Source organism: Streptomyces sp. NPDC027663 (assembly GCF_055566415.1).
This window is the reverse complement of record NZ_JBVHSK010000003.1, coordinates 216,370-242,519: the sequence shown is the minus strand read 5'-3', so window position 1 is coordinate 242,519 and position 26,150 is coordinate 216,370. Positions and strand designations below refer to the sequence as shown.

The window sequence follows — 26,150 nt, the reverse complement described above, 5'->3', positions numbered from 1 at the left end:
GTTGGTTTTATTGCGTGGTGATGTCAAGACCCGCAGCACACAGCGAGTGGAGAACGCTTGTGCCCACGCCTATGGGAGTTACCGTGGTCGTGTGGCTTCCGATCCGCGCGCGCAGGCCGACGCGGCCGACAGCGCCATCGACTCCGTCAGCGTCCTCAGTGAGGACTCGCGCCGGCGCATGTTCACCTTCATCCGGCGAGCCCACCGCGCCGTCACCCGCGACGAGGCCGCCGCCAGCGTCGGCATCTCCCGCAAGCTCGCCGCCTTCCACCTCGACAAGCTCGTCGACGCCGGCCTCCTGCGCGCGCGCTACGAGACGCCCGGCGGGATCCGCAAGGTCGGCAGGCGACCCAAGGTGTACGAACCCAGCGACGCCCAGATCACCCTGAGCATCCCCGACCGGCGCCACGAACTCCTGGCCGACCTGCTCCTGGACGCCGTCCTCACCGAGGGCGCCGACGAGAACGCCACGCAGGCAGCCATGCGGACCGCCGAGCAGCGCGGCCGGCAGCTGGGCGAGGCGGCTCGGGACGAGGCCCGTCCGGGCCGCCTGGGCCCCGAGCGCGGGCTGACTGCCTGCGAGCGGCTGCTGGACCGGTACGGCTACGAACCCGTCCGGGAAAGCCCCACCTGGCTCCGGCTGCGCAACTGCCCCTTCCACCCGCTGGCCGCAAAAGCCCCTGAACTGGTGTGCGGCATGAACCAGGCCTTCCTCTCCGGCTACCTGCACGGCCTGCAGGTCAACGGGGTCCAGGCCGTCCTGGCTCCCGCGCCCGGGGAGTGCTGCGTGCGGCTGGGCCCGAGCGACCCCGATCGTGATGACGAGATGGCACAGGACCGCTGACGCGACGCCGGCCGCCTGCCCGCGCGGGCCACCCCAGGGCGCACGACGCTGCCCGAGCGGAAGCATCGCGCAGGGGGAGCACCCTGCCGTGCCGCGCGGGGCTCACTCATCACCGGTTGCTCGATGTCCGTACGAGCTGGGGGAAACGCCCGTTCTTGCGTTCGACCGGAGTTCTGCCATGTTGCTCAAGCGCATCCTGAACCGTTCTGCGCCGTCCACGGAACCGGCGGCGCATCACACCGACACCGCCTCCGACAACCGCGCCGCGGTGCCGACCGCCGCCGATTTCGGTCTGCTGCTTCTCAGGCTGACCTTCGGCCTCTTGATGGCCGCCCATGGTGCTCAGAAGGTCTTCGGGTTCTTCGGAGGCCGGGGTCTTACGGCAACGGGCAAGGGGTTCGAGGCCCTGGGCTATCACCCGGGCAAGCTCTTCGCCGCGATCGGGGGACTGTCCGAGCTGCTGGGCGGCCTCGGTCTGGCCCTCGGCCTGCTGACGCCACTGGCTGCAGCCGCCCTGATCGGCGTCATGATCAACGCGATGGCCACGGTGACCGGTGCCCACGGCCTGTGGGAAACCGACGGTGGGGTGGAATACAGCGTCTGCATCGCCGTCGTCGCACTGGCCCTCGCCGCCACCGGTCCAGGTCGGCTGGCGGCCGACCGCTTCTTCCGCTGGGGTGACGGCGGCTGGAAGGCAGCCGGCTTCGCCCTCGGTCTCGGCGGCTTGGCCGCTGCGCTCACACTCAGCCTCTGAACGTGACGCGAAGGAGGGTGGAGCCGTGGTGAAAAGGCCGCCGGCGCCGCAGGGGGGACGCGGTGGCGGGACCGGCCGGCACGGCGGCACCGGCCGGTCGCGGCGCGAGGACCCCCGGCACGGCGTCGACTCGTACGCGCCGCGCACCCGTGGGGAGTTGCGGCCGACCGGCTGGGCCGGAATGAGCGCCCATGCGTGCCCGTGGGGTGGGTGGTGTGGAGGAGGTGTGTGTGGCTGACGATGTGTGATCGTTCGCAAATCCGGTGCGTGTTAGCCTGCCCGCGGTCACGATCGAACACGTACGGGGGAGGCATGGTGGGCTCGGACGGCTACCAGGTCAAGGCGGGTATGACCGGCCAGGCTCAGCAACTCGACGACGCCGGAACGGGCATGGACGGCGTCAGTGCGGCCGTCAAGTCCCGCACGAGTTACTCGTACGGCGATGCCGGCGGCGATGACGCCGCGTCCGCGCTGAACGCGTTCGTCAAGGCCTGGGAGGCGGAGGCCAAGACACTGGCGTCGGCGTTGCACGAACTCGGCGGCAAGGTGCAGTTGGCCAAGAAGACCTACCACAGCACCGACGGCCTGGTGAAGACGCGCGCGGACAGCGTCCCCGCCGGTGGCACGAGCAGCCTCACCGGCACATCGGCGCAGGGCGGGCGCACCTCGGCCCTGTCGGGCTACTGAGGAACGGGCCGGTGTCCTTCTTCTCCTCTCCGCTCGACTCACCTTCCTTCCGCCTCGCGTGGCTCGCCGGGCTGTCCAAGAAGATGCTCGGTGCCGGCAGCAAGAACGAGCTCCTCGACCTGATCGACAACGCCCTCTCGGTACCCGAACCGGGCGGCGACCAAGGCGTACTGGAAGGCCTGGCAAGCCTCTACCGCGGCCAGGTCGACCAGGTCGGCAGCGTCTTCGACCAGGTCGACAAGGTGGGCCGCAAGGGTCTTCCCGAGGTGTGGGTCGGCGACACGAGCGTCCTCGCCTCGGACGTGGTGAACGCCGCCGGACGGTCCGTGACCCAGATGAGCGAGGCGTTCCAGGGCTGCGCGACGGTGCTGCTGACACTGGCCGACGCGATCGGCGCCGCGCAGCGCAAGGACGAGCAGGGCCGCGGACAACTGCTGGAGCAGAAGAAGACGCTCGGTGGCAAGGACGGTTTCTTCGACGACCTGCACGAGAACGACGAGGAGGAGTGGGACCGCAAGAACGCCGCCCACCTCGGCTCCTACGCGGTCGACCTGATGCACGCCGCCGTCTCCGACGCCCAGGAGGCCACCCGGGTCGCGGCCCGGGACCTGAACAAGTGGGCCGCCGAGGCGCGGGCCGGGAAGATGGAGACCAGCGAACTCACCGCCGTCGACAAGCTGATGCTCGCCGACACCGGCGTCGCGGGCGCCGACACCGAGCTGAACGAGATCCTCACGGCAGGCGACCTGACGCGCGCGTCGGCGCGTATGGACCTGCTGAGCCTCGACGACGAGACGGCCATGGAGGGGATGCTGGCGAAGTCGGGCACCCCGCAGGAGCGGGCCTACTTGATGAAGGCCCTGGCCGCCGGCCACAGCGTCGCCGAGATCAGGCAGTTCCAGGCCAAGATCCACGGCAAGGACCCCGACTGGCTGCGCCGGCACCTCACTCCGGTGGTCACCGCCGCCGACAGCATGAACGACGAGGGCCTGGCGCCGGACGGCTCGAACAACAACAAGGACTACGCCACCTTCGACGGCCAGCGGTGGATCCAGGGCGGCGACGGCTCCGAGGGCACCTGCGTGGCCTCGTCCACCGTCACGTCCCGCGCCATGGTCGACCCCCTGTACGCGCTCGACCTCACCGGCGGCCCCGACGGGCAGCAGGACGACCCCAACGCCTTCAAGCAGCGCCTGGTGGCCGAACAGCACCGGCTGCACACGGAAGGCGACGGCGGCGAGAACTGGGGCGGCATGGGGCCCGAGGGGCAGGAACGGATCAACGACACCGTCGTCGGCAGTGCCACCGGCAGTGACTACGAGCGCCAGGACCTGAACAGCGCCGCCGACCGCAGGGCCGTCCTCACCGAGGTCGAGAAGTCGGTGGCGCAGGGGCGGCCGGTGCCCGTCGACGTCTCGGGCAAGGAGGGCGCCCACGCGATGACCATCATCGCCCAGGAGGGCGACAAGCTTCAGGTGTACAACCCCTGGGGCTCGACCACCTGGGTCAGCGAGGACGATTTCATCAACGGTCACATGGGCAAGGCTTCCAAGAGTGAACTCCCCAATGCGTACAGTGTCTATCTTCCGCGGTAACAGGGGCGGTGCCGTGATCGCGGCGGCCGCGCTGCTCGCTCTCGCCACGGGCTGCGGCCCGGGCACCGACGAACCGGCCGGCGGCTCCATCAGCACCTCGAACCACTCCACGGGCACCGCGCATCACCCCACGGGCACCGCGAGGCACCCCACCAGTACCGCGAGCCGTCCGACGAGCCACCCGGTGAAGGACACCAGCATCACCGCCGAGCCGGGCGAGCGCTTCACGCTCACCGTCGACCAGAACGCCTCCACCCGCGAGTACTGGTACCTGGTCGACCCCGAGCCCGACAGCTCGGTGCTGGTCAGCCGCGGCCAGGACTACGTGTCGGACTCCGGCGACGAGCCGGTGGCCGGTGCCGGCGGCCGGCTCACCTTCACCTTCGAGGCACAGGGCAAGGGGACCACCCGGTTCACGCTGCTGCACTGCACCTTCACCACCTGCCAGGGCAACACCGCCACCCTGCCCCCCGAGACGACCGGCGCCTCCGCCACCCCGACCACCGGGGCAGCCACCCCCTCCCGGGCCCCCGAGCGCATCACCTACACCGTCACCGTCGACTGAGCCGCCGCGTACCAGCCGGATGAGACGAGACACCCAAGGCCCCGCCATGAACGACGACGCCCCTCACCCGCCGGACCGCACGGACGACGAGCTGGCCCGGCTCGACATCACCGTCCTGCTGCGTTACGGCCTCACCGCCGAGCCCGGCACCCGGCGCACCGCACTGTTCGGCGACGGCGCCGCGGCCGCGGCCGTCATCCTCGACCGCCTCGGCACCGAGCCGCGCTCGGTCGCCTTCCTCGCCGACACCGTGCGCGCCGGCGGACTCGCCCGCGCCGCGGAGCTGCCCGAGCCCCTGCCCCGCCGGGAGGCGGCCGTCCTCGCACGGGAATGGCTGCGGGCCGGCGCCGGACTCGCGGGCGGGGTCGCCGCCGACGACACCGCGGCGACCTGGCTGCGCGCCGTCGCGACCATCATCGAACTGAAGCGGATGACCCGGGGGCGGGGCCGGAGTACGGGATCCCGGTAGCCGAGCCGAGTACGGCGGCGGGTGCGGGACCACCGGTCGGCTGCCCGGCCTCATGGGAACGCATCGGTCCGGCTGTCGCTACTCGGTGCCGAGACCGGCGTCGTCGACCTTGTCCTTGCCCTCGGCCCTGCGGACCTTGTTGAGCAGAGCGAGGTCGTAGATGCCCTTCAGGCTGGGCTTGTCCAGCAGGCCGGCCGTCACCGCGTGTTCCGCCTCGGTGGTGAGAGTCGAGGCCAGCGGGTCGTCGAGGAAGGTGATGGACTTCCAGGCCGGGTCGATGACGTCCGCGGGCAGCGCCTTGCCCGACAGCTGCTCCAGCGCCGTGTTGGCGGACGCCTTCGCCTTGTCCGGATTGTCGTTGATCCACTCGTTGGTCTTCACCGAGCCGCGCAGTACGGCCTCGACGACGTCCGGGTGCTTCTTGAGGAAGTCCTGTCGCACCACGATGTTCGTGATCACGAACTTCTCCGCGGGCCACAGTGTCGACTCGTCGAGCAGTACCTTCGCGCCCTCGGCGACCAGCTTGGACGCGGTCGGCTCGGGCACCCAGGCCCCGTCGATGGAGCCGGACTTGTAGGCGTCCGGAGTGATCTTGTTGTCGGTGCGGACGACGGAGACGTCGCCCTTGCCGCTCTCGGCGTCGACCGTCCAGCCCTGGCCGGCGATCCAGTTGAGGAACGCGACGTCCTGGGTGTTGCCGAGCTGCGGCGTGGCGATCTTCTTGCCCTTGACGTCCTTCAGGGACTTGATCTTCTTCGGGTTCACGACCAGCTTCACGCCGCCGGAGGCGGAACCGCCGATGATCCGCAGGTTCTTGCCGTCGGACTTCGTGTAGCCGTTGATGGCGGGGGAGGGGCCGATCCAGCCGATGTCGATGGACCCGGCGTTGAGCGCCTCGATCTCGGAGGGACCGGCGTTGAAGGTGGAGGGCTTGACCGTGGTGCCGCCGAGCTCCTTCTGGAACAAGCCCTCCTGGACGCCCACGAGCGCGGTGGCGTGCGTGAGATTGGGGAAGTAGCCGATCTTCACTTCGTCGGTGGAGAGCTTCTCGGCACCCGCCGCGACCGCGGTCTTCTTCCCGTCGTCGGTGGACTCGGAACCGTACCCGCAGGCGGTCAGCAGGACGGGGAGCGCCGCTACGACGGCGATGGTGCGCAGGGTGGTGAGCGGTCTTGCGTCAGACACGTGGGTGTCCTCTCAGGGAGCGGATGATCAGGGAGGTACGGCGGAGCGAGGCGGGGCCATGGGCGGTCACCTCTGCCCGACGTGCCGACCCGCGGCAGCGCATGCCGTCTCGGGTCGGCGAGCGAACCGGTGGGCGGGTGTTGCGCCTCCGGCACAGCCGTGCCGCACCTCGGGCATGCGGGTGGGGAACGCGGGCGGTGTTGCCAGGCGCAGGACACCCGCCCGCCGAAGCCGGCGGGCGGTGGGGGAGCACCGGGTCTTCCGTGCGGTGCCTGCGGGTTGCGGACGGCTCAGGCAGGCTGACACATGGCGCTGGAGGTGCGGCCGAAGTCGATGTGGCGGCGCGAGGTCAGCAGGGGCAGCAACAGGAGTGTGCGGTCCGGTGATCTCATGACCTCACCCCCCATTCCCTAGTTTTCCTACCTGGCTGCTAGGGATCGTGGCAGAGGGTGGCGCCCACCCCAAGAGGGTGTTCGCATGATGGACGGCTGCATCCCGCATTCTGGGACGAGGAGGACGGCTCGGCGGTGCCGATGGACCCGGCGGGCCCGGCCGGCCGGTGGCCGCCGCTGCCGCCGCGTCGGCTGAGGACGAGACCGCCCCGGCGCATGTCGTTCAGGTTGCTTTCGGGGAACTTGTGCGGGATGCCGCTGGTTCGGCGCTCTGGGGCGGCGACCGGTAACGGTCAGACAGGCAGGACGAACGGCGGATGCGCGCCGTTGAGGAAGTAGTCCCCCACATCACGGAGCCGGTGAGCGACGGGCTCGTACAGGGTGTGGGTCCGGGCGTTGCGCCAGAAGCGGTCGAAGCCCAGCCGCGAGGATGCGGAGTGGGCGCCGACGATGTCGAGGGCGCGGGCGGTGGACTCCTGCGCGGCCCGGGAGGCGGCGGCCTCGGCCATGGCCACGAGGACGGAGATGTCGGCGTACTCGTCGTAGGTGAGGTCTTCGCCGCGTGTCAGCCCGCGGCGCACGGCTTCCAGAGCCTGATCGGTGAGTGCGGACGCGGAGCGGGTGAGGACGGTGAGCTCCCCGTAAGCGGCCAGCACCTGCGGGTCCTGGGGAGAGCCGCCCGGCCAGGCTGAGTTCCGGGACGAGCGACTCGCCCGGCTGTACTCCCGGGCTTCGGCGAGTACTCCCTCGGCCATGCCGAGACGGAGCTGGACGGAGAGGAGACGCCCGACCGGAGAGGCCAGGGCTGCCAGGGGAGACAGGATGTCCTCGTCCGCGGACAGGGAACCGAGTATGTCGTCGGCGGCCACAGGCACGGCGTCGAACACCACACTTGCGCCGGCCGCGAGGCGCTGGCCGAACGTATCCGCGTCGCCATCGATACCGACTCCGTGGTGGGCGGGATCGACGACGACGGCGAGTGGTTCGCCGGTGTCGGCCCGCACGGCCCGTACGGCGAGGCGGTCGGCGACCAGGACTCCGGTGGAGTAGCTCTGCCGGCCGTGGAGTACATGGCCGCCGCGAGCCCTGGTCAGGGTCAGCGGGGATTCCTGGCGGCCCAGACCGCCACCCCAGCACCACTGCTCCGCCGCGTACTGTCGTTCGAGCCGGGCCGCGCGGGAGGTCTCGGTGAGGAACCGGGCGCTCCACGACAGGAAGTAGTGACAGCCGAGCAGTTGGCCGATGGCGCCGTCGGCTGCGGCGATCTCCCGGACGACGGCGTAGGCCGTGGGCCAGTCCGCGCCGCCTCCCGCAGACTCGGCCGGTACGAGGAGTGTCAGCAACCCCGCCTCGCGCAGCCGGAACACCTCGTCGAACGGGGCCTTGCCCGCCTGCTCCCGGGCCGCTGCGTCCGTGGCCAGGTCGTCCGCCGTCTCGCGGGCCACACGCAGCCAGTGCGCACGGCCTGGCCCGTTCCGGTCGGACTCCGAAGCGGGGCCGGGCGGCGCAGTGGCAACGGCCATGACGATGGTCTCCTCAAGGTCACTGGTGTGGTGGGGGGTTGGGGCTCTTCTACTGGTCAGGCACGTACTTGTAGCCCACGCGCCGTACGGTGACGATCTGGTGGCGGTGAGCTGCGCCCAGCTTGCGGCGCAGGCGAGCGACATGCACATCGACGGTACGACCGTCACCGATGTGGTCGTAGCCCCATATGCCGACCATCAGCTGCTCGCGTGAGTGCACTTGGTGGGGATGCCGGACGAAGTGTTCCAGCAGCGCGAACTCCAGGTAGGTGAGGTCGAGTTCGCGTCCGTCCACCGCCGCCGCACGTCGCGCGGAATCGATGCGGACGGTGTCGCTTCCCCTCTGCCGCAGGAGAGACGAGTCCGTGGGGGCGACCGGCCGGATCTCCGGCCGTTTCACGTCCTTCGCGAAAAGCTCGGTGGGATCGGTGCCCTCGGGGACGAGCAGGAGGTAGCCGACGAGAGGGGCGGCACCTTGTCCCTCGTCGTTGCCCCACGCGTTGTCCCCGACGACACGGAGACGGCGCATGTCGGGGAGGGGTGAACCCGATGGGGCGGTGGTCTGAGCTGGAAGTGCCGTGGTCATGGCGGTCGTCCTTCGGAAGACGTCGGGACATCAGGGGCAGCGGAAGTGGCTCGCCTGATCGCCCGGGATGGGAGAGAAGGAGCGGAGCGGCACGCTGCTACGTGTCAGCCGTGTGCCTTACGCGCGACAGCAGGCGGCGCTGACGACGTGACCAAAGTCGACATGCCGACGACGAACGAGTCGTTGCTGCGCGGGGGACATGTGCCTCATCCTGCGCACCACTCTGAGGGAACGTCAACGCTTCCCTAGTAAACCGATAGGAAATGTAGGGAACGCCACACCGGCAGATGCCGCTGTCAGTAGACGTCGCGGACGTAGCGTTTGTCCGCGGACAGGCGTCTGACGTAGGCGGTGGCTTCGTCGGTCGCCATGTTCCCGTGGGTGGCGATGATGTCCTTGAGTGCCTGGTCGACGTCTTTGGCCATGCGGCCCGCGTCGCCGCAGACGTAGAAGTGGGCGCCGTCCTGGAGCCACTGCCAGAGTCGGGGACCGTGTTCGCGCATCCGGTCCTGGACGTAGATCTTGTTGCGCTGGTCGCGGGAGAAGGCGAGGTCGAGGCGGTCGAGGTGGCCGGACGCCTGGTACGCCTCCAGATCCTCGCGGTGGTAGAAGTCGGTGGCTTGGCGCTGTTCGCCGAAGAAGAGCCAGTTGGGGCCGGTGTGACCGCGGGCCTGCCGGTCTTCGAGGAAGCCGACGAAGGGGGCCACGCCGGTCCCGGGACCGACCATGATCATGGGAGTGGTGGGGTCGGAGGGCGGGCGGAAGTGCGGTGAGCGCTGGACGAAGACCTGCACGGGGCCGTCGTCGGCGCAGTCGGCGAGGTAGGTCGAGCACACGCCCTTGCGGTCGCGGCCGAAATCGTTGCTGTAGCGGACGACGGAGACCGTCAGGCGGACCTCGCTCGGGTGCGCGAGCGGGCTGGAGGATATGGAGTACAGACGGGGCTGCAGTCGTCTGAGCACGCCGGCCCAGTCCGTGGCGGAGGCGCGGACGGGGAACTCGGCGACGACGTCCGCTGCCTGGCGGCCCCAGCTCCACCGTGCGAGCGCGTCCCTGTTGTCCTGGCGCAGCAGGCGCTTCAGGTCGTTGTTTCCGGTGCGGTCCGTCACGAACCTGAGCAGGTCCGTGGTGACGCGGGAGATGTCGAGGCGGGTGCGCAGTGCCTCTTCGAGGCAGAGGGGTGCGCCGTCGCCGAGGTCGACGGGTTCGTCGGGGCCGAGGCCGGTGAGGGCGAGCCACTCGGCGACGAGTCCGGCGCCGTTGACCGGCCAGACGCCGAGGGCGTCACCGACGTCGTAGGCGAGTTCGCCGTCCCGGGTGTCGAAGGCGAACTGCCGTACCTCCTTCTCGGAACCGGGCAGACTCAGCAGCCTGTTGCCGATGAGCAGGGTGGCGAACGGTGACGCCTTGGTGTGACCGGCCGGTGCAGGAGCGGACGCCGGGGTGCCGACGACCGGTGTGGCGGTGCCGGAGGGGTCGGGCGCGGTAGCGCCGGCTGGAACCGGCCGGCGGCCGCCGGCCGGTTCCAGGGCGGCGGTCACCTCGCCGAGCCACTGCTCGGCGGTTTCCTCGAATTCGGGTTCGCAGTCGGCGCGGGGGACGAGGCGGGTGGCGCCGAGGGCGTCGAGGCGTTCGTCGAGCCGGCGGCCATGGCCGCAGAAGTCGTCGTAGGCGGAGTCGCCGAGGGCGAGGACCGCGTACCGGACGCCCTCCAGGCGCGGGGTGTCGGGAGCGGACAGGGACTGCCAGAAGTCGGCGCCGTTGTCGGGGGCGTCGCCGTCGCCGAAGGTGCTCGTGACGAGAAGGACGTCGGTGTCGGTGGTGAGCTGGGCCGGTGTCGCCTCGGCCATGGGCAGCAGTTCGGGGGTACGGCCCGCCTGGGTGAGGTGTGTGGCGGCGCCCGCCGCGAACTCCTCGGCATTGCCGGTCTGCGAGGCCCACAGGATGACCAGACGGCGGGCCGGTACGACGGCTTCGGGGGCCGGTGCGCCGGTCTGCGCGAGTACCGGAGCGGGCGCGTCGGTGGCGGTGGCGGTGCGGGAGAACATCCCGGCGAGGACGCCGTCGACCCACAGGGCGTGGCCCGGGTCGAAGGGAGCGCCCGGCGGCAGGACGGGGACGCGCCCGTCGGGAGGGGCGGCCACGAGGCCGGAGAGGTAGCCGGAGAGGTACTGGCGCTCCGGCTCGGCCAGGGCCGCGGGGGCGAGGTCGGTGATGCCGAACAGCGTGGCGAGGGCGTGGACGGGGGAGTCCGCCGGGGCGGTCGCTGCGGAGGCCGGTACGGGCACGGGTGCGGGGGCCACCGGTGTGACCTCCGGCTGGGTGCTCGGACGGGCCGCTGGGACAGGGGCGGCAGTCTTGGCGAGGGCGACGGCACAGATTTTGAACGCGGGCTGGAAGGAGATCGGGTCGATGGCGTCGTTGGTGACGGCGTTGATGCTGAGGTATTCGCCGAACAGGTCGTTCCAGTGGAAGGGGGCGAAGCAGGTGCCGGGCCGGACGCGGTCGGTGACCACAGCGGGCAGTACGGCACGTCCGCGGCGGGAGGCGACCTCCAGATGGTCGCCCTCGACGACGCCCAGAGCCCTGGCGTCCTCGGGGTGGACCTCCACGAACGGACCGGGGTCGAGTTTGGTGAGCTTGGCGACCTTGCCCGTCTTGGTCATGGTGTGCCACTGGTGCTGGAGGCGGCCGGTGTTGAGGGCGAACGGGTAGTCGTCGTCGGGGAGTTCGGACGCAGGCAGGTGCGGGCGTGCGAAGAACTGGGCGCGTCCGCTCGCGGTGGGGAAGGCCAAGCGGGGGCGGGTGCCGTCCTCGTGTTCCAGCAGGGTCTGGCTGACACCGTCGTTGAGGTAGCGAATGGGGTTGCGGTCCGGGCCGTCGGCGGTGGCTGCCGGCCACTGGACGGGGGTGGTGCGCAGCCGGTCGTAGGTCACCCCGCGCAGGTCCCACCCCGTCCTGGGATTCCATGCCTGCTTCAGCTCTTCGAAGACCTCCTCGGCGGAGCCGTAGGTGAAGCCGTCGGCGAAGCCCATCGCGCAGGCCACCCGGGCGATCAGCTGCCAGTCGGGCAGCGCCTGTCCGGGCGGGTCGACGACCCCTTGTACCAGCGTGAGATTGCGCTCAGAGTTGATCATGATGCCGTCGGACTCCGCCCACAGCGTCGCGGGCAGGACCACATCGGCGTAGGCGTTGGTCTCGGTCTCGGCGAACACGTCCTGCGTGATGACGAGTTCCGCGGCCTCCAGACCGGCGATGACCGTCTTGCGGTTGGCGACCGAGGCGACGGGATTGGTACAGATGATCCAGCACGCCTTGATGTCCCCGGCGGCCATCTGCTCGAACATCTCGACCGTGCCGCGCCCGACGTCGGTGCGCAGGGAGCCTTCGGGGATGTTCCACAGGTTCTCGACGAAGGCGCGTTCGGCGTCGACCAGGACGGAGCGCTGACCGGGCAGACCGGGGCCCATGTAGCCCATCTCGCGGCCACCCATCGCATTGGGCTGGCCCGTCAGCGAGAACGGGCCGGAGCCCGGGCGGCAGATGGCGCCGGTGGCGAGGTGCAGGTTGACCAGGGCGTTGGTGTTCCAGGTGCCGTGCGTGGACTGGTTCAGGCCCATGGTCCAGCAGCTCATCCACTCGCCGGCCTCGCCGATCCACTGCGCGGCCTTCCGGATGTCGCCCTCGGGAATGCCGGTGATCTCCGCGACCTTCTCGGGCGGGTAGTCCGCGAGGAAGGCGGGCATCTCCTCCCAGCCGTCGGTGGACCGAGCGATGAACTCCTCGTCGGTGTGGCCGTTCGCGACCAGCAGGTGCAGCAGACCGTTCAGCAGGGCGAGGTCCGTGCCGGGCTTGATCTGCAGGAAGAGGCCGGCCTTGTCGGCGGTGGCGTTGCGGCGCGGGTCGACCACGATCAGCTTGGCGCCCGCCGACTTCACGCGGTCCATCATGCGCAGGAAGAGGATCGGGTGGCAGTCGGCCATGTTGGCGCCGATGACGAAGAACACGTCCGCACGGTCGAAGTCCTCATAGGAGCCGGGCGGGCCGTCCGCGCCCAGCGACAGCTTGTAACCGGACCCGGCGGACGCCATGCACAGCCGGGAGTTCGACTCGATCCGGTTGGTGCGCACGAAGCCCTTCGCCAGCTTGTTCGCCAGGTACTGGGCCTCCAGGGACATCTGTCCGGACACGTAGAAGGACAGGGCGTCCGGCCCGTGCTCGTCCAGGATCGCTCGCAGTCGCCCTGCGAGCGATGCCACGACCTCGTCGACATCCGTCTCGACCGCCTCGGCGCCCCGCTCGGGACGCACCAGAGCCTTCCCCAGCCGTCCGGGGGCGGCCATCATGTCCGCGCTGGTCGCCCCCTTCGTGCACAGGCGCCCGAAGTTGGTGGGGTGCGCCTTGTCCCCGGACGCCTTCGCGGCACGTCGGCGGCCGTCGGCGGGTTCCCGCTTCAGCTCCAGCACGATCCCGCAGCCGACCCCGCAGTACGAGCAGACCGTACGGACACTGCCGTCCCTCGAGCCAGATGCCACTGCAACTCCACCCCGCGGTGTGTGTGCCTTCCCGGGCGGGGGCTGTCCCGCCTGTGGAGGGCAGCCCCATGACCAGCACCGTAGGAAGATCGAATTTCCGGCCCGTCACACGTCAGGCGCGTTGAGGGTTACGCCCCTCGCACACGCCGCAGCGGGGTCGTGTGAGGTGAGCGGGCCGGCGTTCGAGCGGGGGACGCGCCGCCGCGAACGCGGCAGCGCCGCGGCCCACCCGTGCGGTGGCCGGCCGCGGCGCCGGTCCTGCGGAACGAGGTCACGGCTTGAGGAAGCCGGCCTGGCTCAGGACCTTCTGACCCTCGGCGGACTGTACGAGGGCGATGAACGCCTTGGCGGTCTCGGCGTTGCCCGCATCCTTGAGCAGGGCGATCGGGTAATCGTTGATGGCCTTGGCGGCCTCGGGGAACTCCACGCCCTCCACCTTGTCACCCGCCGCCTTCACATCGGTCTTGTAGACGACCGCTGCGTCGGCCTCCTTCAGCACCACCTTGTTCAGGGCGGACTTGACGTCCTCCTCGTAGGAGACGGGAGTGAGCTCGAGACCGCTGGCGTCCAGGGCCTTCTGCGCGGCGGCACCGCAGGGCACCGTCTTGTCGCACAGGACGACCTTCAGACCGGGCTTGGTGAGGTCCTTCAAGGAGGACACCTTGTCGGGGTTCCCCGGCAGGGCGGCGATCTCCAGCTGGTTGCGGACGAAGGTGGCCGGGGTGCCCACCACGTCCTGCTCGTCCGTCACGATCTTCATCGTCTTGGGGCTGGCGGCGGCGAAGACGTCCGCCGGGGCGCCGCCGGTGATGCTTGCGGCGAGGGTGTCGCTGCCGCCGAAGTTGAAGGTGACCTTGGTACCCGGGTGGGCCTGCTCGAACTCCTTGCCCAGGGTCGTGAAGCTCTCCTTGAGCGAGGCGGCAGCGAAGACCGTCACCGTGCCGGACAGCTTCGGCGACGAGGACGCCGAGGAGCCGGACCTCTCCGGCGAGGAGCTGTCGGACGAGGAGCAGGCGCTCAGGGCCAGCAGGGCGGCGGCACCTGCGCCGGTCGCTTGAAGCATCCGGCGGGTCCGGCACGCGGAACGGGTCATCAGGGGTCCACTCCCTCTGGTCCTCAACGGACTCATCTACGGTCTCTCGACGACCACATGGGTCGACTTGATCACGGCAATCGCCGGAACACCGGGCTCCAGCTCCAACTCCTCAGCCGACTCGCGGCTGACCGTCGCCACCACCCGGAACGGGCCGGCCTGGATCTCCACCTGCGCCGACACGTCCCCGAGGATCACGTCGGTGACGATGCCGGTGAACCGGTTGCGGGCCGAGGAGCCGGTGGACTCCCGTTCCGCCCGGTGCAGCTGCCGGGCGTAGGCCGCGAGGGCCGGCCCCGGGATGATCCGGCGGCCCAGCCCGTCGCGTTCGGCGGTCGGTTTTCCGCCGTCGACCAGGCGCCTCACGGTGTCGGCGCTGACGCCGAGTAAGACGGCCGCGTCCCCGATCCGGTAGGTGTGCATACGCCGAGAATACTGCCGCAGATGCAAGGGGAAAGTCTCTTGTCGCTTCGCATGAGCCGAACCATTCATCCACTGGCATGGCATATGCGTTTGTACATGACGGGCGTACGGGTACGGTCGTCCGGGGAGGTGGTGGCCCGTGAGTCAGTCCCTCGCAGCCGCCGGTACGGCCGCCGGACAGGTGGCGGAACTCGTCCCCACCGGCGACCCCGCCCGTCCGGCCCGGCTGAGGCTGCCCGACCTTCTCGCCCGGCCCCAGCACCGGGCCGAGGTCGCGTTCTGGTGAGCCGGCGCTGCCACGGGCGGCGCCGGAGGCCGAGGTGCCGGTGCTCGGGGTGTGCCCGGGCGCACGGCTCAGTTGCTGCCGGACGCGTCGGCCTCGCCGTCGTGCGCCGCCTCGCACCCTTCGACCCGCAGCCGGCTCCCGCCCGCGGTGTCGTCCGCACGGCCCTCCCGGGCCGTCGGTCAGCCGAGGAGACGGAGCAGCGCGATCAGGGCGGCCATCACCACGACCGGTGCCAGGACCAGGGCCAGGAGGCGTCCCGACCCACCGCGGGGCTCCGGTTCCGGTGGCAGGGGCGGCGGAGCCGGAGCCGGGGCCAGCGTACTGGCGCCGCCGCGCCAGAGCTCGTGGCCGCAGATCTCGCAGCGCACCCGGGTGGTGGGGTTGCCATGGTGGCAGGCCGGACAACGCGGACCGGGCACCTGCCTCTTCGGGACCGGCTGCGCTCTTCCGGTGCCGGGGCCGTCGGACTCTCCGCCACCCGGGCCGCCACGAGGACGGCGCAACGCTCCGTCGTACGGGTCGCTCATCACGTGCCTCCGTCGCGAATGGACAGGCTGTAGCCGACGCCGATCGGCAGCTCGTTCTCGATGACGGCCCGGATCTGCCGTTCCGACAGCCGGCCGACGTGGTCGAGCCTGATCCGTACCGTGGAGTCCGGTGCGGGGACGGGGTCGTCGGGACCGAAGATCCCACCCGAGTCCGACACCTCGGCCCGGCCCCCGGTCAGCGCGGCGAGCAGCGTCTCGAGCCCGATGGCCGTGCCCCGCCGGCCCAGGCTCTCGCCGACCGCGCGGATCAGCCGCCGCTGGCCGACGCGACCCTCCTCGCTGTCGGCCGCCACGCTCAGGGCCTGCAGCTCGATGCCCAGCCAGCCGGCCAGGTAGGCGATCATCTCCGGCGACGCCAGCTCGATGTCCAGTTTGTACTCCAGGTCGTCGAGGTGCTGCACGACCGAGTCCACGGTCTCCTCGCACCCCAGCACGAATCCCGCGAGCACCTGGTCGCGGACCATCGCCTGCGGGAGCTGGGCCAGCAGCCAGCCGCTCACTGGCTCACCTCCACCTCATGCCGGTCGGACATGAACAGCGCGCCCGGAGGGAGCTGGGCCTCCTGCCCGGCGTTCACCGGTGCCCGCTCACCCCACAGATCGGTCTTGAGCATCTCCACCGACCCCACGCTCCTGACCCCCTGCACCGCCCTGAGAACCGCGTAGACGTCGCCGATGGACAGCCCTTGGCCGAACGGCCAGCCGCTGCCGTCCGGGCCGCCGCTGACCGGGTTGATGAACCGGTACAGCTCCTCCTCCGCCGCCGACCGGAGCCAGTCCGGCTGTACCGTGGCCGCGGCCCGTACCACGGCCTTGACCGAGATGCCCTGGTAGAACGGCGCCTTGATACGGACCTGGGTGGTCAGCAGCCGCCGGCCGTCCAGATGGCGCTTGATGTCCTCGCAGACGTCCGGCCCGGGCTCCAGCTGATCGATGTTCAGAGAGCGCGGAGAGTCGAAGACCTTGGGCACGACGAGCAGCCGCACCGGCTCACCTGCCCTCTCCGGAGGCAGACAGCGGGCGCGCGCCACCCCCGGCGCGCCCTCCAGGGTCAGCCGCTCGAAATCATCCGCGGTCACGGCCCGTTGACCGCCCCGAAGCTCCAGGGGCCCGCGGAGCTTCGCGTTCTCCACGGTCTCCGCGTCGACGCCGCCGGTCGCCGGATCGACGTTGCGCACGGATCCGACCTGCGGGACCGAGGTCAGCAGGACGGTGAGCTTGCCGACGCCGACATTGCCGCGGCTGCCGCCGCCGTAGCGATAGCCGGTGACCGTGATCTGCGCGTTCTCGGGAGGGACGGCGCCGTACTGGCGTGTCTCGCCGTTCTTGGCCGTGACCCGCGGGCCGAACCGGATCTCGCCGGTCGCCCCGGACCAGGTGAAGACCCGGTCCTCCTCGCCGGCGCCGGTGAAGTCCCTGACCTCGTACCAGATCTGCGCCGCCCCGTCGGACCGGCCGGCGATCACCTGCACCGTCTCGTCGGGCGTGCGCGGCAGCACCGGAGCCCGGCGGACGACGAAGTGCTGGCCCGGACGGCCGGTGCTGATGCCGAGAAGTTCCGCGGGCGCGGTCTCGGCGTGATGGGCCTTCACCACGCCGCCATGACTGCTCACGGTCAGCGACTGCAACAGCGGGGAGGCGTGGTAGGCCGGCTGCCCGTCGTCCCGTCTCAGCACACATCGCAGCCAGTACGCCGTCACGCCACCGACCGCGAGCTGCTCGTGCGCCTCAGGCAGCAACAGGCTCACCTGGCCCGTGCTGTTGAAGCCGCCGCTGGTGTCGGTCAGCACCCGTGTGTCCCGCCACGCCTTGCCGTCCCAGGTCTGCCACACCCGGGGCGGACGGTCCGGGTCGATGCCCGCGCCGTGGGCGTCGGCCACCGTGACGTCGAGCCTCACCAGATTGCCGGCCAGGCCCTGCCGGAAGCCCAGATACAGGGCGTCGCCCTCGGTCACCGCCGGGAACACCGCGATCTCCGCCCCGCTGCCCAGCGCGGACGTGCGGTCCTCGTCGCTGCCGCCGCCCCTGGTCCGGCAGGCCACGAGCTCCGGCGGGACGATCCCCAGATCGGCCTCGGTCATGAAGACGACCTGGTCCCCGGTCTGGTCCCGTTCGGTGCCGACGCGGGTGCCCTTGCGCACCACGATCGTGTCCTTCGCCGGGCCGGTCAGTTCGAAGAGCAGATCGGTGCGGGCGGGAGCGGCCGAGTAGAGGGAGACGCCCACCAGCTCCAGGAACTTCAGATAGAGCCGGTCGGGCACCTGGTTGAGGCGATACAGGATCATCTCGGTCATCCAGGCGAACAACTCGATCAGAGCCACGCCCGGGTCCGACACGTTGTGGGCGGTCCAGTCGGGGCAGCGCAGGGCGATCCGCCGCTTCGCCTCGTCGACGATGTCCTGGAAGCGCCGGTCGTCGAGATGGGGCGCGGGCAGGGTCACGGAGCTTGCTCCTCACCGGGAATCACATAGAAGGGGTACACGAGATTGCGGTGGTCGTTGGTGGCCCGCACGCGGTACGCGACCTCGATCCGGACCATGGAGTCGCCGTCGCTCATGGCGGACACGTCCTCCAGGACGATGCGCGGCTCCCACCGGGCCAGCGCCTCCCGGACGCACTGCTCGATCAGGCCGAGCGTGGCGGAGTTCATCGGGGCGAAGACCTGCTCCCACATCGCACACCCGAAATCGGGCCGCATCACCCGTTCCCCGGGTGCAGTGGCCAGGATCATCCGCACGGCCGCGTCGATCTCCTCACCCCCACCGACCAGCCGCACCGTGCCGGCCGGGGTCAGCGCCGCCGGGAACGACCAGCCTGAGCCGATGAGGTCGGTCACGCGACCACCACATTCGGCGAGCCGGCGGTGATCAGGGACGGCGGACCCGGCAGGTCGAAGCAGCTCAGCACCTGGTCGCCGACCCGGGCCAGCGGTTTGCCGTTGACGAGCACCGTGGGGGCGCCCATCTGCACCTGCCCCTGGTCGGTGGGCGGGACCACGAGGCTGGTGCCCGGCGGGATCGGCAGATGCGGAGCCTGGTTCCGGGCGACGCTGCCCACGGTGGCCGCCGGTTTGTCGTTGATGAGGACGTCGGTGGACAGATTCGACACCAGTGTTCCGCTGAACCGCAGCGGCTGGGGCACCTGGGCCGGTGCCCCACCGGGCGTCGGCACCCACACCAGGTGCATATCGGTCCCGGTCACCGGGTCACCCTGCCGGGCGGCAGGCTGTGGCATGCGGCGCGCCTTTCTCGTCTGTGGCGGATTCCGGTCCGGCCGGATCCGGCCGGACGGGACCTAGTTGAGCCGGATCGGTCTACCGCTGGCCTTGAGCTCGGACTGTGCGGAAATCTCGATCTGCGGCGCGCTGAGCACCAGCTTCCGTGTCGCCGAGATCTCGATCTGCTGCGCGCTGACGGTCAGTTTCTGCTCCGCGGCGAGCGAGGACTCCGACTTCTCCAGCGTCAGCGCGCAGTCGGCGTCGCCCAGCGACAGCTCGATCGCGCTTGCCGGGTCGTCGGTGAACACCAGACGGTGGTCCTTGCGGCTGGCCAGCAGCCGCTGGGTCACCTGCCCGCCCCGGGTGGGAGCGGGCTCGGGCGGGGTCTCCCCGCGGTTCCACAGGCCGCCCAGGACGAACGGGCGTGTCCGGTCGCCGAATTCGAAGCCGACCAGCACCTCGTCGCCGACCTCTGGCAGCCATTGCACTCCGCGCTCAGGGCCCGCCCCGGGAGCGGCCACCCGGGCCCAGGCGCTCTCGTCCTCCGCGGACAGCGTCGGAAACTTCACCCGCACCCGCCCCAGTTGCTCCAGGTCGTCGTTGCCGGTGACGATTCCGACGATCAGACCCGCGCCGCCGGGCTGCCCGCCGCCGGGCTGCCCGGCAGCCCCCGGGCCCCTCCCGCCGAGGAGATCGGCCAGTTCACCGGCGTCCTTGGCGCCGCAGACGAACCGGCTGGTGTACGGGCGGCCGCTGCCGTAGTCGTGTTCGACGCTGGTCACCCGGTACGTGCCGGCCAGCCGGTTGCCCACCCGTTCCAGAGTGATGTCCGCTCCGGCGGCGATCAGCGGATTGCCGGCTGCCTCGCCCCGCAGCACCACCTCCGCACCGGAGGCGCGCAGCAGCAGCGAACGCGCGAAGGCGTCGGCCTCCGCCTGGCTCGACGCCGGGACATGACCGGCGCGCCGGGACACCCGCCCGAAGGCCCGGCGCGCCGCCTCGGCCATGCCGGTGGCGACGGGGGCGTCGGTGCCGTGGTCGGGCTCGGTGGCACGACCGGTGATGGTGCGCTTGTCGACGGGGTCCCAGGCGGTGACGATCACCTCGTCGCAGTGTTCCGCCGAGGCACAGCGCACGGTGAAATCCAGCAGGTTCTCGCCCCAGCGCAGGGCCGGAGGCGAAGTCCTGCTGGACGGACGCCGCTTGAAGTGCAGCTTCCGGTCGCTCACCCACAGGTCGAAACCGATTCGATCGGCCAGCCCGCGCAGAAACGCGTAGTCGGTCTCGGCGGCCTGCAGCACGTATTCCCTGGTGTCGTTCGTGGAGTCCACGTCGGTGTCCAGCCCGTACTCACCGGCGATACGGATGGCGATGTCCGCCTCCGACATCCGCAGAAAGCTCCTCGTCTTCGGCCCCCGGGCCAGCCGGTGAGTCAGATCGAGCCCGTTGAGCACCAGTTCATGGCGGCCGGAGACTCCGGGCGTCACCGATACCGCGGTCACCTCGCCCGCCGTCACCACGACCGGATCGCCGTCGGCGCGGAAGGCGATCTCGATACGGGTGCCCAGCCGGAAGCGGTCCTCGTCGAACAGCTCGAAGTGGGCGTCCTCGAAACGGATGGTGAAGGCGTCCGGCAGATGCACCGACTCCTCCACCCGCACCTGGGTGATCCTCGGATACAACGCCGCCGTGAGCGGCGCGCCGTCCACCGTGATCACGACACTGTCGAGGCTCCGCGGCTCAGGCACGGCGGCGCACCGGCTGCTCGGGGATGATCAGGGGAGTACCCGCGGTCAGGGCCAGCGGGTCGAGGATGTCATTGGCCTCCGCGATCAGCCGCCACCGCGTGGGGTCGCGGTAGCGCGCGGCGGCGATCCGGTCCAGGGTCTCACCCGGGCGTACGACATGGACGGAGTGCAGCGTCGGCGTGGAGGAAGTGGGGTTCTGCAACGGCTGAATGCCCTCGTCCTGCCACTGTTTGAGGGTCAGGTCCGCCTTCGCCCGCAAGGGCTTCCCGGTGCTGGCGAAGTATGTGAACCGCACCTGGAGCCGGTCCACGACCGCTTTGAAGGAGTGCAGGTCACCCCAGTGGAACTTCACCCACGGCGGCCGTCCGGATCCCCGGCTGCGGTCGGAGGCGGGCAGGTCCTCGTCGACCTTTAGCAGATCGAGCAGCCTGGAGGTGTGGAACGTGACGTCCTTTCCGTCCCGGGTGGTGTCGAACATCAAGGTGAGCGCCAGTGTCGCGGACTGACCGGCCTGGAACCGCAGTGCCGGCGCGTTGACGCCTTTGGCGTCGCCCGCCTGCCAGGAGTTGGACTTGCTGATCGTCAGCTCCGCCGGGTTGAACAGACACTCGATCTTCTCACCGCTGCCCTCGACCTCGAGATAGGCCTTGGACGGCTGCTCGTTCATCTCACTCATGGACCTGCCCCCTCAGAATGTTCCCGCGTACCGGCCGCCGCGCCGTTCGAGCTGAAGCAGCACCCGTTCCTCGACCGCCCGCACGATCTCCTCCAGCGACGGCTGTCCGGCGGGGCCGGCGGAGCCGCCCGCCGTGCCGGGTGCAACGCCTGGTCCCGTGGTGACCGCGGCCGTGGGCGCGCCCTGAGGCGCCGTGCGGCCGTCGGGCACACCGCCCGCATACCCGTCGGCGCCACCGAGGGCCGGCATCCCCGCGGCCGCCCCCGTCCCCGCCCGGTCCGCCACGGACAGCACCCGCTCCACCTCCTCGCGCACCGCGTCCCGCGCCACCCGGGTCGCCGCGTCCACCAGCGCCGTCGCGCCCGCGGAGGCCCCGCCGACCGGCAACGTGCCGGCCAGGCCCCCGAGCCCGTCGTCGACGGCACGCCGCACAGCGAACCCCGCCGCCTGCGCGGTGCGTTCGTCCGCGTCGGCGGCGCCGACGGGGGCCCGCAACGAGAACCTGGGCCTGACCAGAGCGCTCCGCGCGTGGCTCAGCTCATGGGCGAGCAGGGCGGGATCGGTCCGGCCGGGCTCGGCGGGCAGGTGCACGGTCGTCCGTGTGGTCGCACCGTGCGCCCCGGCCGCCGCCAGGGCCAGCCGTGTCGCCGGGCCGGTGGTGTAGGTGGCGGTGGTCGCGCCGGTGACCGCCTGGACCAGTGGAAGCAGCCTGCCGGGGAAGGCCCGCGGGGACTCCAGTGGTGAGCGGGCCACTGCCGCCTTCCAGCGTGCTTCCGGGATGCCGGCCGCGGACGGCCGGGCGGCGCCCGGGGAGGACGAGGAGGACGCGGAGGACGCCGCCGAGGCCGGGCCGGTCATCGGCTCCGCCGCATGCCGGGAGGCGTACGAGCGTGTGTGCGGGTGCATCGGCAACGGGTGCACGGCCGATGGGTGGATCGCTGATGGGTGGATCGTCGAAGGCCCAGGGGACGCCCCCCGGGCCGGACCTCGGGCTGGGCCCGAGAACCGTACCGGCACAGACTGCGATCCGAGTCCCAGGAGCGTGGCCGGGGCCGCTCGTCCCGGCCACCCTCCCGCACCCGACGCGGCGTGGTCCGTACCCGGCGCGGCGTGGCCCGTGCCGGACGCGGACCCGCGCCCGGTCATCCGTCGCTCGGCCGCCGCGGGCCCCGTGGACACCGTGGACATCGACGGGCCCCATCGTGCGGCGGGCACCGGTGGGGCCCATCGTGCGGCGGAGCCGCGGTCCCCGGAGCGTGCAGCCCGCGACAGCGGCTGCACGCGTGGCACGGTGGCAGGCGGCCCGGCTCTGTCCGGCCGCAAACCCGTCATGCCTTGCTGACGCTCGGTCAGGGGATGCCGCGCCACTGCCACGGGACCGGCCGAGGCGATGGCAGGCGGCCTGCTCTGCGGTGGTCCTGGTACTGAGGAGGGTGAGATCGGGCCACGTGACGGCGGTGTCGGCACGATCTCCGGGTGGAAGCCGCCGTGGGCGGGCGAGACCGCACCCCCGCCCAGTACCCGCAGATACGCCACATCGCTGACCCCGCCGACCACGGGCCCCGGACCCGATCCTCCGGTCCTGATCAACGCGACCCTGGCCGGGCCCTTCGCGGTCGTCGGCGCCCACCTGCGCCCCCGGCCCAGACCTGTCGGACTCCTGCGCGTGCTGTCCCCGAGCCGGGGCAGCGCGCGTGGCGCGACGGCGTACCGGGTGGCCGTATGAGCCCCGGCGCCCGCCGTGAGGCCGGGCCGCCTGCGGAGGAGGAGCACCCGGCGGACGCGTAGCCACCACGGGGAGCGCACCGGCAGACCGGGCACGTCCTGCCCGGTCGGCACCGGTCCGGCCGGCCTCAGCGTGAACCACCGGGCGGTCCGTACCGGGCGCCGGACCAGGGAGGCTCGTCGGTCCGGTAGGCCGCTATCGGTGCCCCTCCATGCGGAATCCACAGTGAGCCACCTCCAACTCCTCGACAGCGAGGTCCTTGGAGGTCGCGGCGAGCCGCGGTCCGGTCCACTTCACCGGGTAGGCGCCAGTGAACTTCCACGTCGCGACGGACCGCCCCTTGGCGTCCTTCAGGGTGATCGCGCCATTGCGGTGCGTCAGCTTGTTGCCCGCCTTGGCGAACCCCTCGCCCGAGCTGGCGGCGAACCAGGCGAACAGGTTGTCCGCGTTGGTCATTCCGCGTTTGAACACCAGGTTGGGCCATTTCATACGCCCCGGCAGCTTGTGCGTGTACTGGTTCTGCCCGCCCTCGGCGTACTCCTCCACCTCGATCGACACGGTCAGCCCGCCGACCTCCGTGAAGGTCCCGATGTCCAAGTCGTCGACGGTGAACACGAACCGGCCGCTCCAGGGCGGATCCATGGTCCGGTCCTCGCTACCCATTGATGACCCCCTCCCAGGATCGTTCGTTCAGCACGGCGACCTGCCGGAGAAACCGGATCCGGTCGCCGTGTTCGAGTCCGAGCAGTTCGTCGAGGCTCCAGTGCAGGTGGTACGCGAGGTACGTGATCTCCTGCCAGAGCTCGTCCTGCGCGTATCTGCCTAGCCCGCCTCCAGCGATGCCGGGGGGAAAGGGGCGCCCGGCTCCAGCTCCTCCAGCACGGAGGGATCACCGAAATTGATCACGCGGTAGAAGTCCTGGAGATAGGCGAAATCGCTGGCGAACATGCGCTCCACCACGCTGGTGTTCACCCGGGGCAGCGTGCCCAGCTCGGTGATCACCCGGGCGAGCACGATGACCGTGCCGTAGGACTCGTTCTCCTTGACCCGGGGGTCACGCAGCGGCTCGATCTCGTCGCGCGCGCAGGCCAGCCGCATGATGCCGGTGCGGTGGAGGGTGCCCTCCTCGTCGACGTACCCCTTGGGCAGCATGAACGGGTACTCGGTGTGCAGGCTCATTTGACGCGGACCAGACCCTCGTGGGTGATGACGACCTTCTCGGTGGCGATGTCGTTGGCACCCGCGTCGAAGTCCGCGCCGCTCCACTTCGACGGCCATCCCGCGACGAACTCCCAGCGCGCCACGGTCTCGCCCTTGGAGTCCTTGGCCAGGATCGCGCCGTTGCGGCGGCCCTTGTCGACATCGCCCTGGATGATCTCCTTGCGCCAGTTCCACAGCACCTGGGAGACATCGATCCGGCGCTCCAGGGTGATGTCGGACCACTTCATCGCACCCGGCTGCTTCCGGATGATCATCTTGCCGTCCTTGTTGACTTCCTTGTACTCGATCGTCTCGGTCTCGGACTCGATACCGGAGACCTTGCGGAAGCTGCCGACCTCGACGCTGTCGATCTCGAGGACGAACGTGAACGTGGTGAGCAGATCAGACATGCCGCAGTCCTTTGTCCACTGGTGTCTACTGGCCTTCTTCTACCGGGGATCCCGTGCCGGTCATTCGCTGGTGGTGGCGCCGCCCTGCCACTGGCTGATCCTGAAGATCACGTACTCGGCGGGTTTGACCGGCGCGATGCCGACGTCGACGATCAGCTTGCCCTCGTCGATGGAGCTCTGCGGGTTGTTGGTCTCGTCGCACAGCACGAAGAACGCCTGCTCCGGGGTGGCGCCTACGAGCGCGCCGCGCATCCAGAGGTTGTGCAGGAACGCACCGATGGTGCGGTTGACCCGGCCCCACAGGTCGCTGTCGTTGGGCTCGAAGACCACCCACTGGGTGCCCCGGCGGATGGTCTCCTCGATGTAGATGAACAGCCGCCGTACGTTGACGTAGCGCCAGCTCTGGTCCTGCGACGCCAGGGTCCGCGCCCCCCAGATGCGCATGCCGTTCGCGCCGAACGAGCGCAGGCAGTTGACCTGCTCGGGATTGAGGGCGTCCTGCTCTCCGGTGGTCACCTCGGTCTCCAGGCGGGCGATGCCCCGGATGACCTCGTTGGCCGGCGCCTTCCAGACACCCCGCGCCCCGTCGGTGCGCGCCCACACGCCGGCCACGTGACCGCTCGGCGGGATGGTCAGGAACCGCTCACCGTTGGTCGCGCCGGGCCGGGCCTTCGGATTGGCGACCACGACGTGCGGGTAGTAGGCGGCGCCGAACGCGCTGTCCACTCCCAGCCGTTGCCGCCAGGCCAGGGCCTGCTGGGCGTTGAGGCCGGGCGGTGCATCGACGATCGCCATCATGGAGCGCTTCAGCTCGCACCAGTCGACCAGCTTGCGCTGGGCCGCGAGGTAGAGCTCCTCGTCGAGGGTCCCGTCGTCCCGGCGGCACACCGTGATCAGGTCCGGGACCGCCACGATGGACACGTCCTCGGCGATGGCCAGCCCCTCGTACCCGGTGCGGGTCGTCTCCGAGCCGGCCAGATCCGCCGGGGTGGCGGTGATGACGGTGGGGGCGCTCGGTTCGATGGCGTAGACGCCGGGGGCGGGGATGCGGTCGGCGGGGGTGAGGCCGGGAATGGTGCGGGTCTCTACACGGATCAGCTCGGACTGGTCGTTGACGACCCTCACGACATTCTGGGTTCCCTTGCCGAGGGTGAGGCTGGGAAAATGCTCCTTCGTCGTGCCGTCCCGGTTGACCTTGAGGGCGAAGCTCTGCGGCTGCTCGCCCTCGGCGGGGGGTTCGGACTCCACGACGACGTCCAGCACGCCGCCGGCCTTCCGGGCCGCCACCACCATCGACTCGACCTCGGGCCGCCCGGCGGCGGGGAGCGCGCGCTGGGCGGTGCCGGAGGAGCCGGTCGGAATACGGACGATGTAGCAGCTGCTGCCGCCGTTCTCGAAGAACCCCTTCACGGCGTGCGGCAGCACGATGTCCGGCGCGAAACCGCCGTAGACCCGCTCGTACTGCGGCCAGCTGGTCACCAACTGCGGCTTGACACCCTCGGGATCGGTGGCGTCACCGTTCTCCTGGTCGTACGTCTCGGTGAACCCGACGAACGCGGCGACGGCGGTACCGACACCTTGCAACGGCATGGAACCGCTGACCTGCTCCTCGACGTAGACGCCGGGAGCCCCCCCAACTGCCATTTAATCCACTCCTGTCTCGTACTACTGGTCGTTGCATCCTGCGAC

The 26,150-nt window shown here is 70.6% G+C and carries 26 protein-coding genes and 1 pseudogene; 7 read left to right on the top strand and 20 right to left on the bottom strand.

Features of this window, described 5'->3' with window-relative positions; all coding sequences use genetic code 11:
* Nucleotides 1–91: 91 nt before the first annotated feature.
* The 6 genes from ACZ4SF_RS10420 (at nucleotide 92) to ACZ4SF_RS10395 (ending at nucleotide 4,914) form a co-directional block, all read left to right on the top strand.
* Nucleotides 92–844, top strand: coding sequence for a helix-turn-helix transcriptional regulator (locus ACZ4SF_RS10420; RefSeq protein WP_468381018.1), 753 nt, complete (start codon nucleotides 92–94; stop codon nucleotides 842–844).
* Nucleotides 845–1,022: 178 nt separating this feature from the next.
* Nucleotides 1,023–1,598 carry a DoxX family membrane protein gene (locus ACZ4SF_RS10415; RefSeq protein WP_468382447.1) on the top strand — a complete coding sequence of 192 codons (576 nt, stop codon included), beginning with the start codon at nucleotides 1,023–1,025 and terminating at the stop codon, nucleotides 1,596–1,598.
* Between the two features lie 312 nt (nucleotides 1,599–1,910).
* Nucleotides 1,911–2,285, top strand: coding sequence for a hypothetical protein (locus ACZ4SF_RS10410; protein WP_468381016.1), 375 nt, complete (start codon nucleotides 1,911–1,913; stop codon nucleotides 2,283–2,285).
* An 11-nt stretch (nucleotides 2,286–2,296) separates the two neighbouring features.
* Nucleotides 2,297–3,880: a peptidoglycan-binding protein gene (locus ACZ4SF_RS10405; protein ID WP_468381014.1), complete on the top strand. Its 1,584-nt coding sequence runs from the start codon at nucleotides 2,297–2,299 to the stop codon at nucleotides 3,878–3,880.
* Nucleotides 3,852–4,445, top strand: coding sequence for a protease inhibitor I42 family protein (locus ACZ4SF_RS10400; RefSeq protein ID WP_468381011.1), 594 nt, complete (start codon nucleotides 3,852–3,854; stop codon nucleotides 4,443–4,445). The genes ACZ4SF_RS10405 and ACZ4SF_RS10400 overlap by 29 nt, the downstream gene beginning before the upstream one ends.
* Nucleotides 4,446–4,491: 46 nt before the next feature.
* Nucleotides 4,492–4,914 carry a hypothetical protein gene (locus tag ACZ4SF_RS10395; RefSeq protein WP_468381008.1) on the top strand — a complete coding sequence of 141 codons (423 nt, stop codon included), beginning with the start codon at nucleotides 4,492–4,494 and terminating at the stop codon, nucleotides 4,912–4,914.
* Between the two features lie 78 nt (nucleotides 4,915–4,992).
* Here ACZ4SF_RS10395 and ACZ4SF_RS10390 read toward each other — a convergent pair whose 3' ends face one another.
* The 7 genes from ACZ4SF_RS10390 to ACZ4SF_RS10360 all read right to left on the bottom strand — a co-directional run bounded on the left by ACZ4SF_RS10390 (nucleotide 4,993) and on the right by ACZ4SF_RS10360 (nucleotide 14,651).
* Complete coding sequence (locus ACZ4SF_RS10390; protein WP_468381006.1) at nucleotides 4,993–6,099, bottom strand: ABC transporter substrate-binding protein; 1,107 nt, start codon at nucleotides 6,097–6,099, stop codon at nucleotides 4,993–4,995.
* A gap of 290 nt (nucleotides 6,100–6,389) precedes the next feature.
* Nucleotides 6,390–6,491 carry a putative leader peptide gene (locus ACZ4SF_RS10385; RefSeq protein ID WP_468381004.1) on the bottom strand — a complete coding sequence of 34 codons (102 nt, stop codon included), beginning with the start codon at nucleotides 6,489–6,491 and terminating at the stop codon, nucleotides 6,390–6,392.
* A 293-nt stretch (nucleotides 6,492–6,784) separates the two neighbouring features.
* Nucleotides 6,785–8,014, bottom strand: a complete 1,230-nt coding sequence (locus ACZ4SF_RS10380; RefSeq protein WP_468381001.1) for an acyl-CoA dehydrogenase family protein — start codon at nucleotides 8,012–8,014, stop codon at nucleotides 6,785–6,787.
* 49 nt (nucleotides 8,015–8,063) lie between these two features.
* Nucleotides 8,064–8,600 carry a winged helix-turn-helix domain-containing protein gene (locus ACZ4SF_RS10375; RefSeq protein ID WP_468380998.1) on the bottom strand — a complete coding sequence of 179 codons (537 nt, stop codon included), beginning with the start codon at nucleotides 8,598–8,600 and terminating at the stop codon, nucleotides 8,064–8,066.
* A gap of 296 nt (nucleotides 8,601–8,896) precedes the next feature.
* Nucleotides 8,897–13,135 (bottom strand): molybdopterin-dependent oxidoreductase, encoded by a 4,239-nt coding sequence (locus ACZ4SF_RS10370; RefSeq protein WP_468380996.1) that lies wholly within the window; start codon nucleotides 13,133–13,135, stop codon nucleotides 8,897–8,899.
* 271 nt (nucleotides 13,136–13,406) lie between these two features.
* Nucleotides 13,407–14,228: a molybdate ABC transporter substrate-binding protein gene (modA, locus tag ACZ4SF_RS10365; protein WP_468380993.1), complete on the bottom strand. Its 822-nt coding sequence runs from the start codon at nucleotides 14,226–14,228 to the stop codon at nucleotides 13,407–13,409.
* Between the two features lie 36 nt (nucleotides 14,229–14,264).
* Entirely contained in the window at nucleotides 14,265–14,651 is a 387-nt protein-coding gene (locus ACZ4SF_RS10360) for a TOBE domain-containing protein (protein ID WP_468380991.1), read from the bottom strand.
* A 139-nt stretch (nucleotides 14,652–14,790) separates the two neighbouring features.
* Between ACZ4SF_RS10360 and ACZ4SF_RS10355 the strand changes: the two genes are divergently transcribed.
* On the top strand, nucleotides 14,791–14,937 hold the full coding sequence (locus ACZ4SF_RS10355; RefSeq protein WP_468380989.1) for a hypothetical protein: 147 nt from the start codon (nucleotides 14,791–14,793) through the stop codon (nucleotides 14,935–14,937).
* A 179-nt stretch (nucleotides 14,938–15,116) separates the two neighbouring features.
* Here ACZ4SF_RS10355 and ACZ4SF_RS10350 read toward each other — a convergent pair whose 3' ends face one another.
* The 13 genes and pseudogenes from ACZ4SF_RS10350 to ACZ4SF_RS10290 all read right to left on the bottom strand — a co-directional run bounded on the left by ACZ4SF_RS10350 (nucleotide 15,117) and on the right by ACZ4SF_RS10290 (nucleotide 26,105).
* Entirely contained in the window at nucleotides 15,117–15,464 is a 348-nt protein-coding gene (locus tag ACZ4SF_RS10350) for a hypothetical protein (RefSeq protein WP_468380986.1), read from the bottom strand.
* Entirely contained in the window at nucleotides 15,464–15,985 is a 522-nt protein-coding gene (locus ACZ4SF_RS10345; protein WP_468380984.1) for a hypothetical protein, read from the bottom strand. Before ACZ4SF_RS10345 ends, ACZ4SF_RS10350 begins: the two co-directional genes overlap by 1 nt.
* Nucleotides 15,982–17,925 carry a putative baseplate assembly protein gene (locus ACZ4SF_RS10340; RefSeq protein WP_468380982.1) on the bottom strand — a complete coding sequence of 648 codons (1,944 nt, stop codon included), beginning with the start codon at nucleotides 17,923–17,925 and terminating at the stop codon, nucleotides 15,982–15,984. The genes ACZ4SF_RS10345 and ACZ4SF_RS10340 overlap by 4 nt, the downstream gene beginning before the upstream one ends.
* Entirely contained in the window at nucleotides 17,922–18,320 is a 399-nt protein-coding gene (locus ACZ4SF_RS10335) for a GPW/gp25 family protein (RefSeq protein ID WP_468380980.1), read from the bottom strand. The genes ACZ4SF_RS10340 and ACZ4SF_RS10335 overlap by 4 nt, the downstream gene beginning before the upstream one ends.
* Nucleotides 18,317–18,685 carry a PAAR domain-containing protein gene (locus ACZ4SF_RS10330; protein WP_468380977.1) on the bottom strand — a complete coding sequence of 123 codons (369 nt, stop codon included), beginning with the start codon at nucleotides 18,683–18,685 and terminating at the stop codon, nucleotides 18,317–18,319. Before ACZ4SF_RS10330 ends, ACZ4SF_RS10335 begins: the two co-directional genes overlap by 4 nt.
* Before the next feature lie 93 nt (nucleotides 18,686–18,778).
* Nucleotides 18,779–20,449, bottom strand: coding sequence for a VgrG-related protein (locus ACZ4SF_RS10325; protein ID WP_468380974.1), 1,671 nt, complete (start codon nucleotides 20,447–20,449; stop codon nucleotides 18,779–18,781).
* Entirely contained in the window at nucleotides 20,442–21,125 is a 684-nt protein-coding gene (locus ACZ4SF_RS10320) for a CIS tube protein (RefSeq protein ID WP_468380971.1), read from the bottom strand. The genes ACZ4SF_RS10325 and ACZ4SF_RS10320 overlap by 8 nt, the downstream gene beginning before the upstream one ends.
* Nucleotides 21,126–21,137: 12 nt before the next feature.
* Nucleotides 21,138–22,031, bottom strand: a complete 894-nt coding sequence (locus tag ACZ4SF_RS10315) for a hypothetical protein (RefSeq protein ID WP_468380970.1) — start codon at nucleotides 22,029–22,031, stop codon at nucleotides 21,138–21,140.
* A 1,015-nt stretch (nucleotides 22,032–23,046) separates the two neighbouring features.
* Nucleotides 23,047–23,493: a phage tail protein gene (locus tag ACZ4SF_RS10310; protein ID WP_468380968.1), complete on the bottom strand. Its 447-nt coding sequence runs from the start codon at nucleotides 23,491–23,493 to the stop codon at nucleotides 23,047–23,049.
* Between the two features lie 13 nt (nucleotides 23,494–23,506).
* On the bottom strand, nucleotides 23,507–23,692 hold the full coding sequence (locus ACZ4SF_RS10305; RefSeq protein WP_468382444.1) for a DUF6760 family protein: 186 nt from the start codon (nucleotides 23,690–23,692) through the stop codon (nucleotides 23,507–23,509).
* 56 nt (nucleotides 23,693–23,748) lie between these two features.
* Nucleotides 23,749–24,024, bottom strand: a pseudogene (locus tag ACZ4SF_RS10300) (hypothetical protein); the annotation flags it as partial.
* 2 nt (nucleotides 24,025–24,026) lie between these two features.
* Complete coding sequence (locus ACZ4SF_RS10295; RefSeq protein WP_100829481.1) at nucleotides 24,027–24,461, bottom strand: phage tail protein; 435 nt, start codon at nucleotides 24,459–24,461, stop codon at nucleotides 24,027–24,029.
* A gap of 60 nt (nucleotides 24,462–24,521) precedes the next feature.
* Complete coding sequence (locus tag ACZ4SF_RS10290) at nucleotides 24,522–26,105, bottom strand: phage tail sheath family protein (RefSeq protein ID WP_468380965.1); 1,584 nt, start codon at nucleotides 26,103–26,105, stop codon at nucleotides 24,522–24,524.
* Nucleotides 26,106–26,150 lie beyond the last annotated feature (45 nt).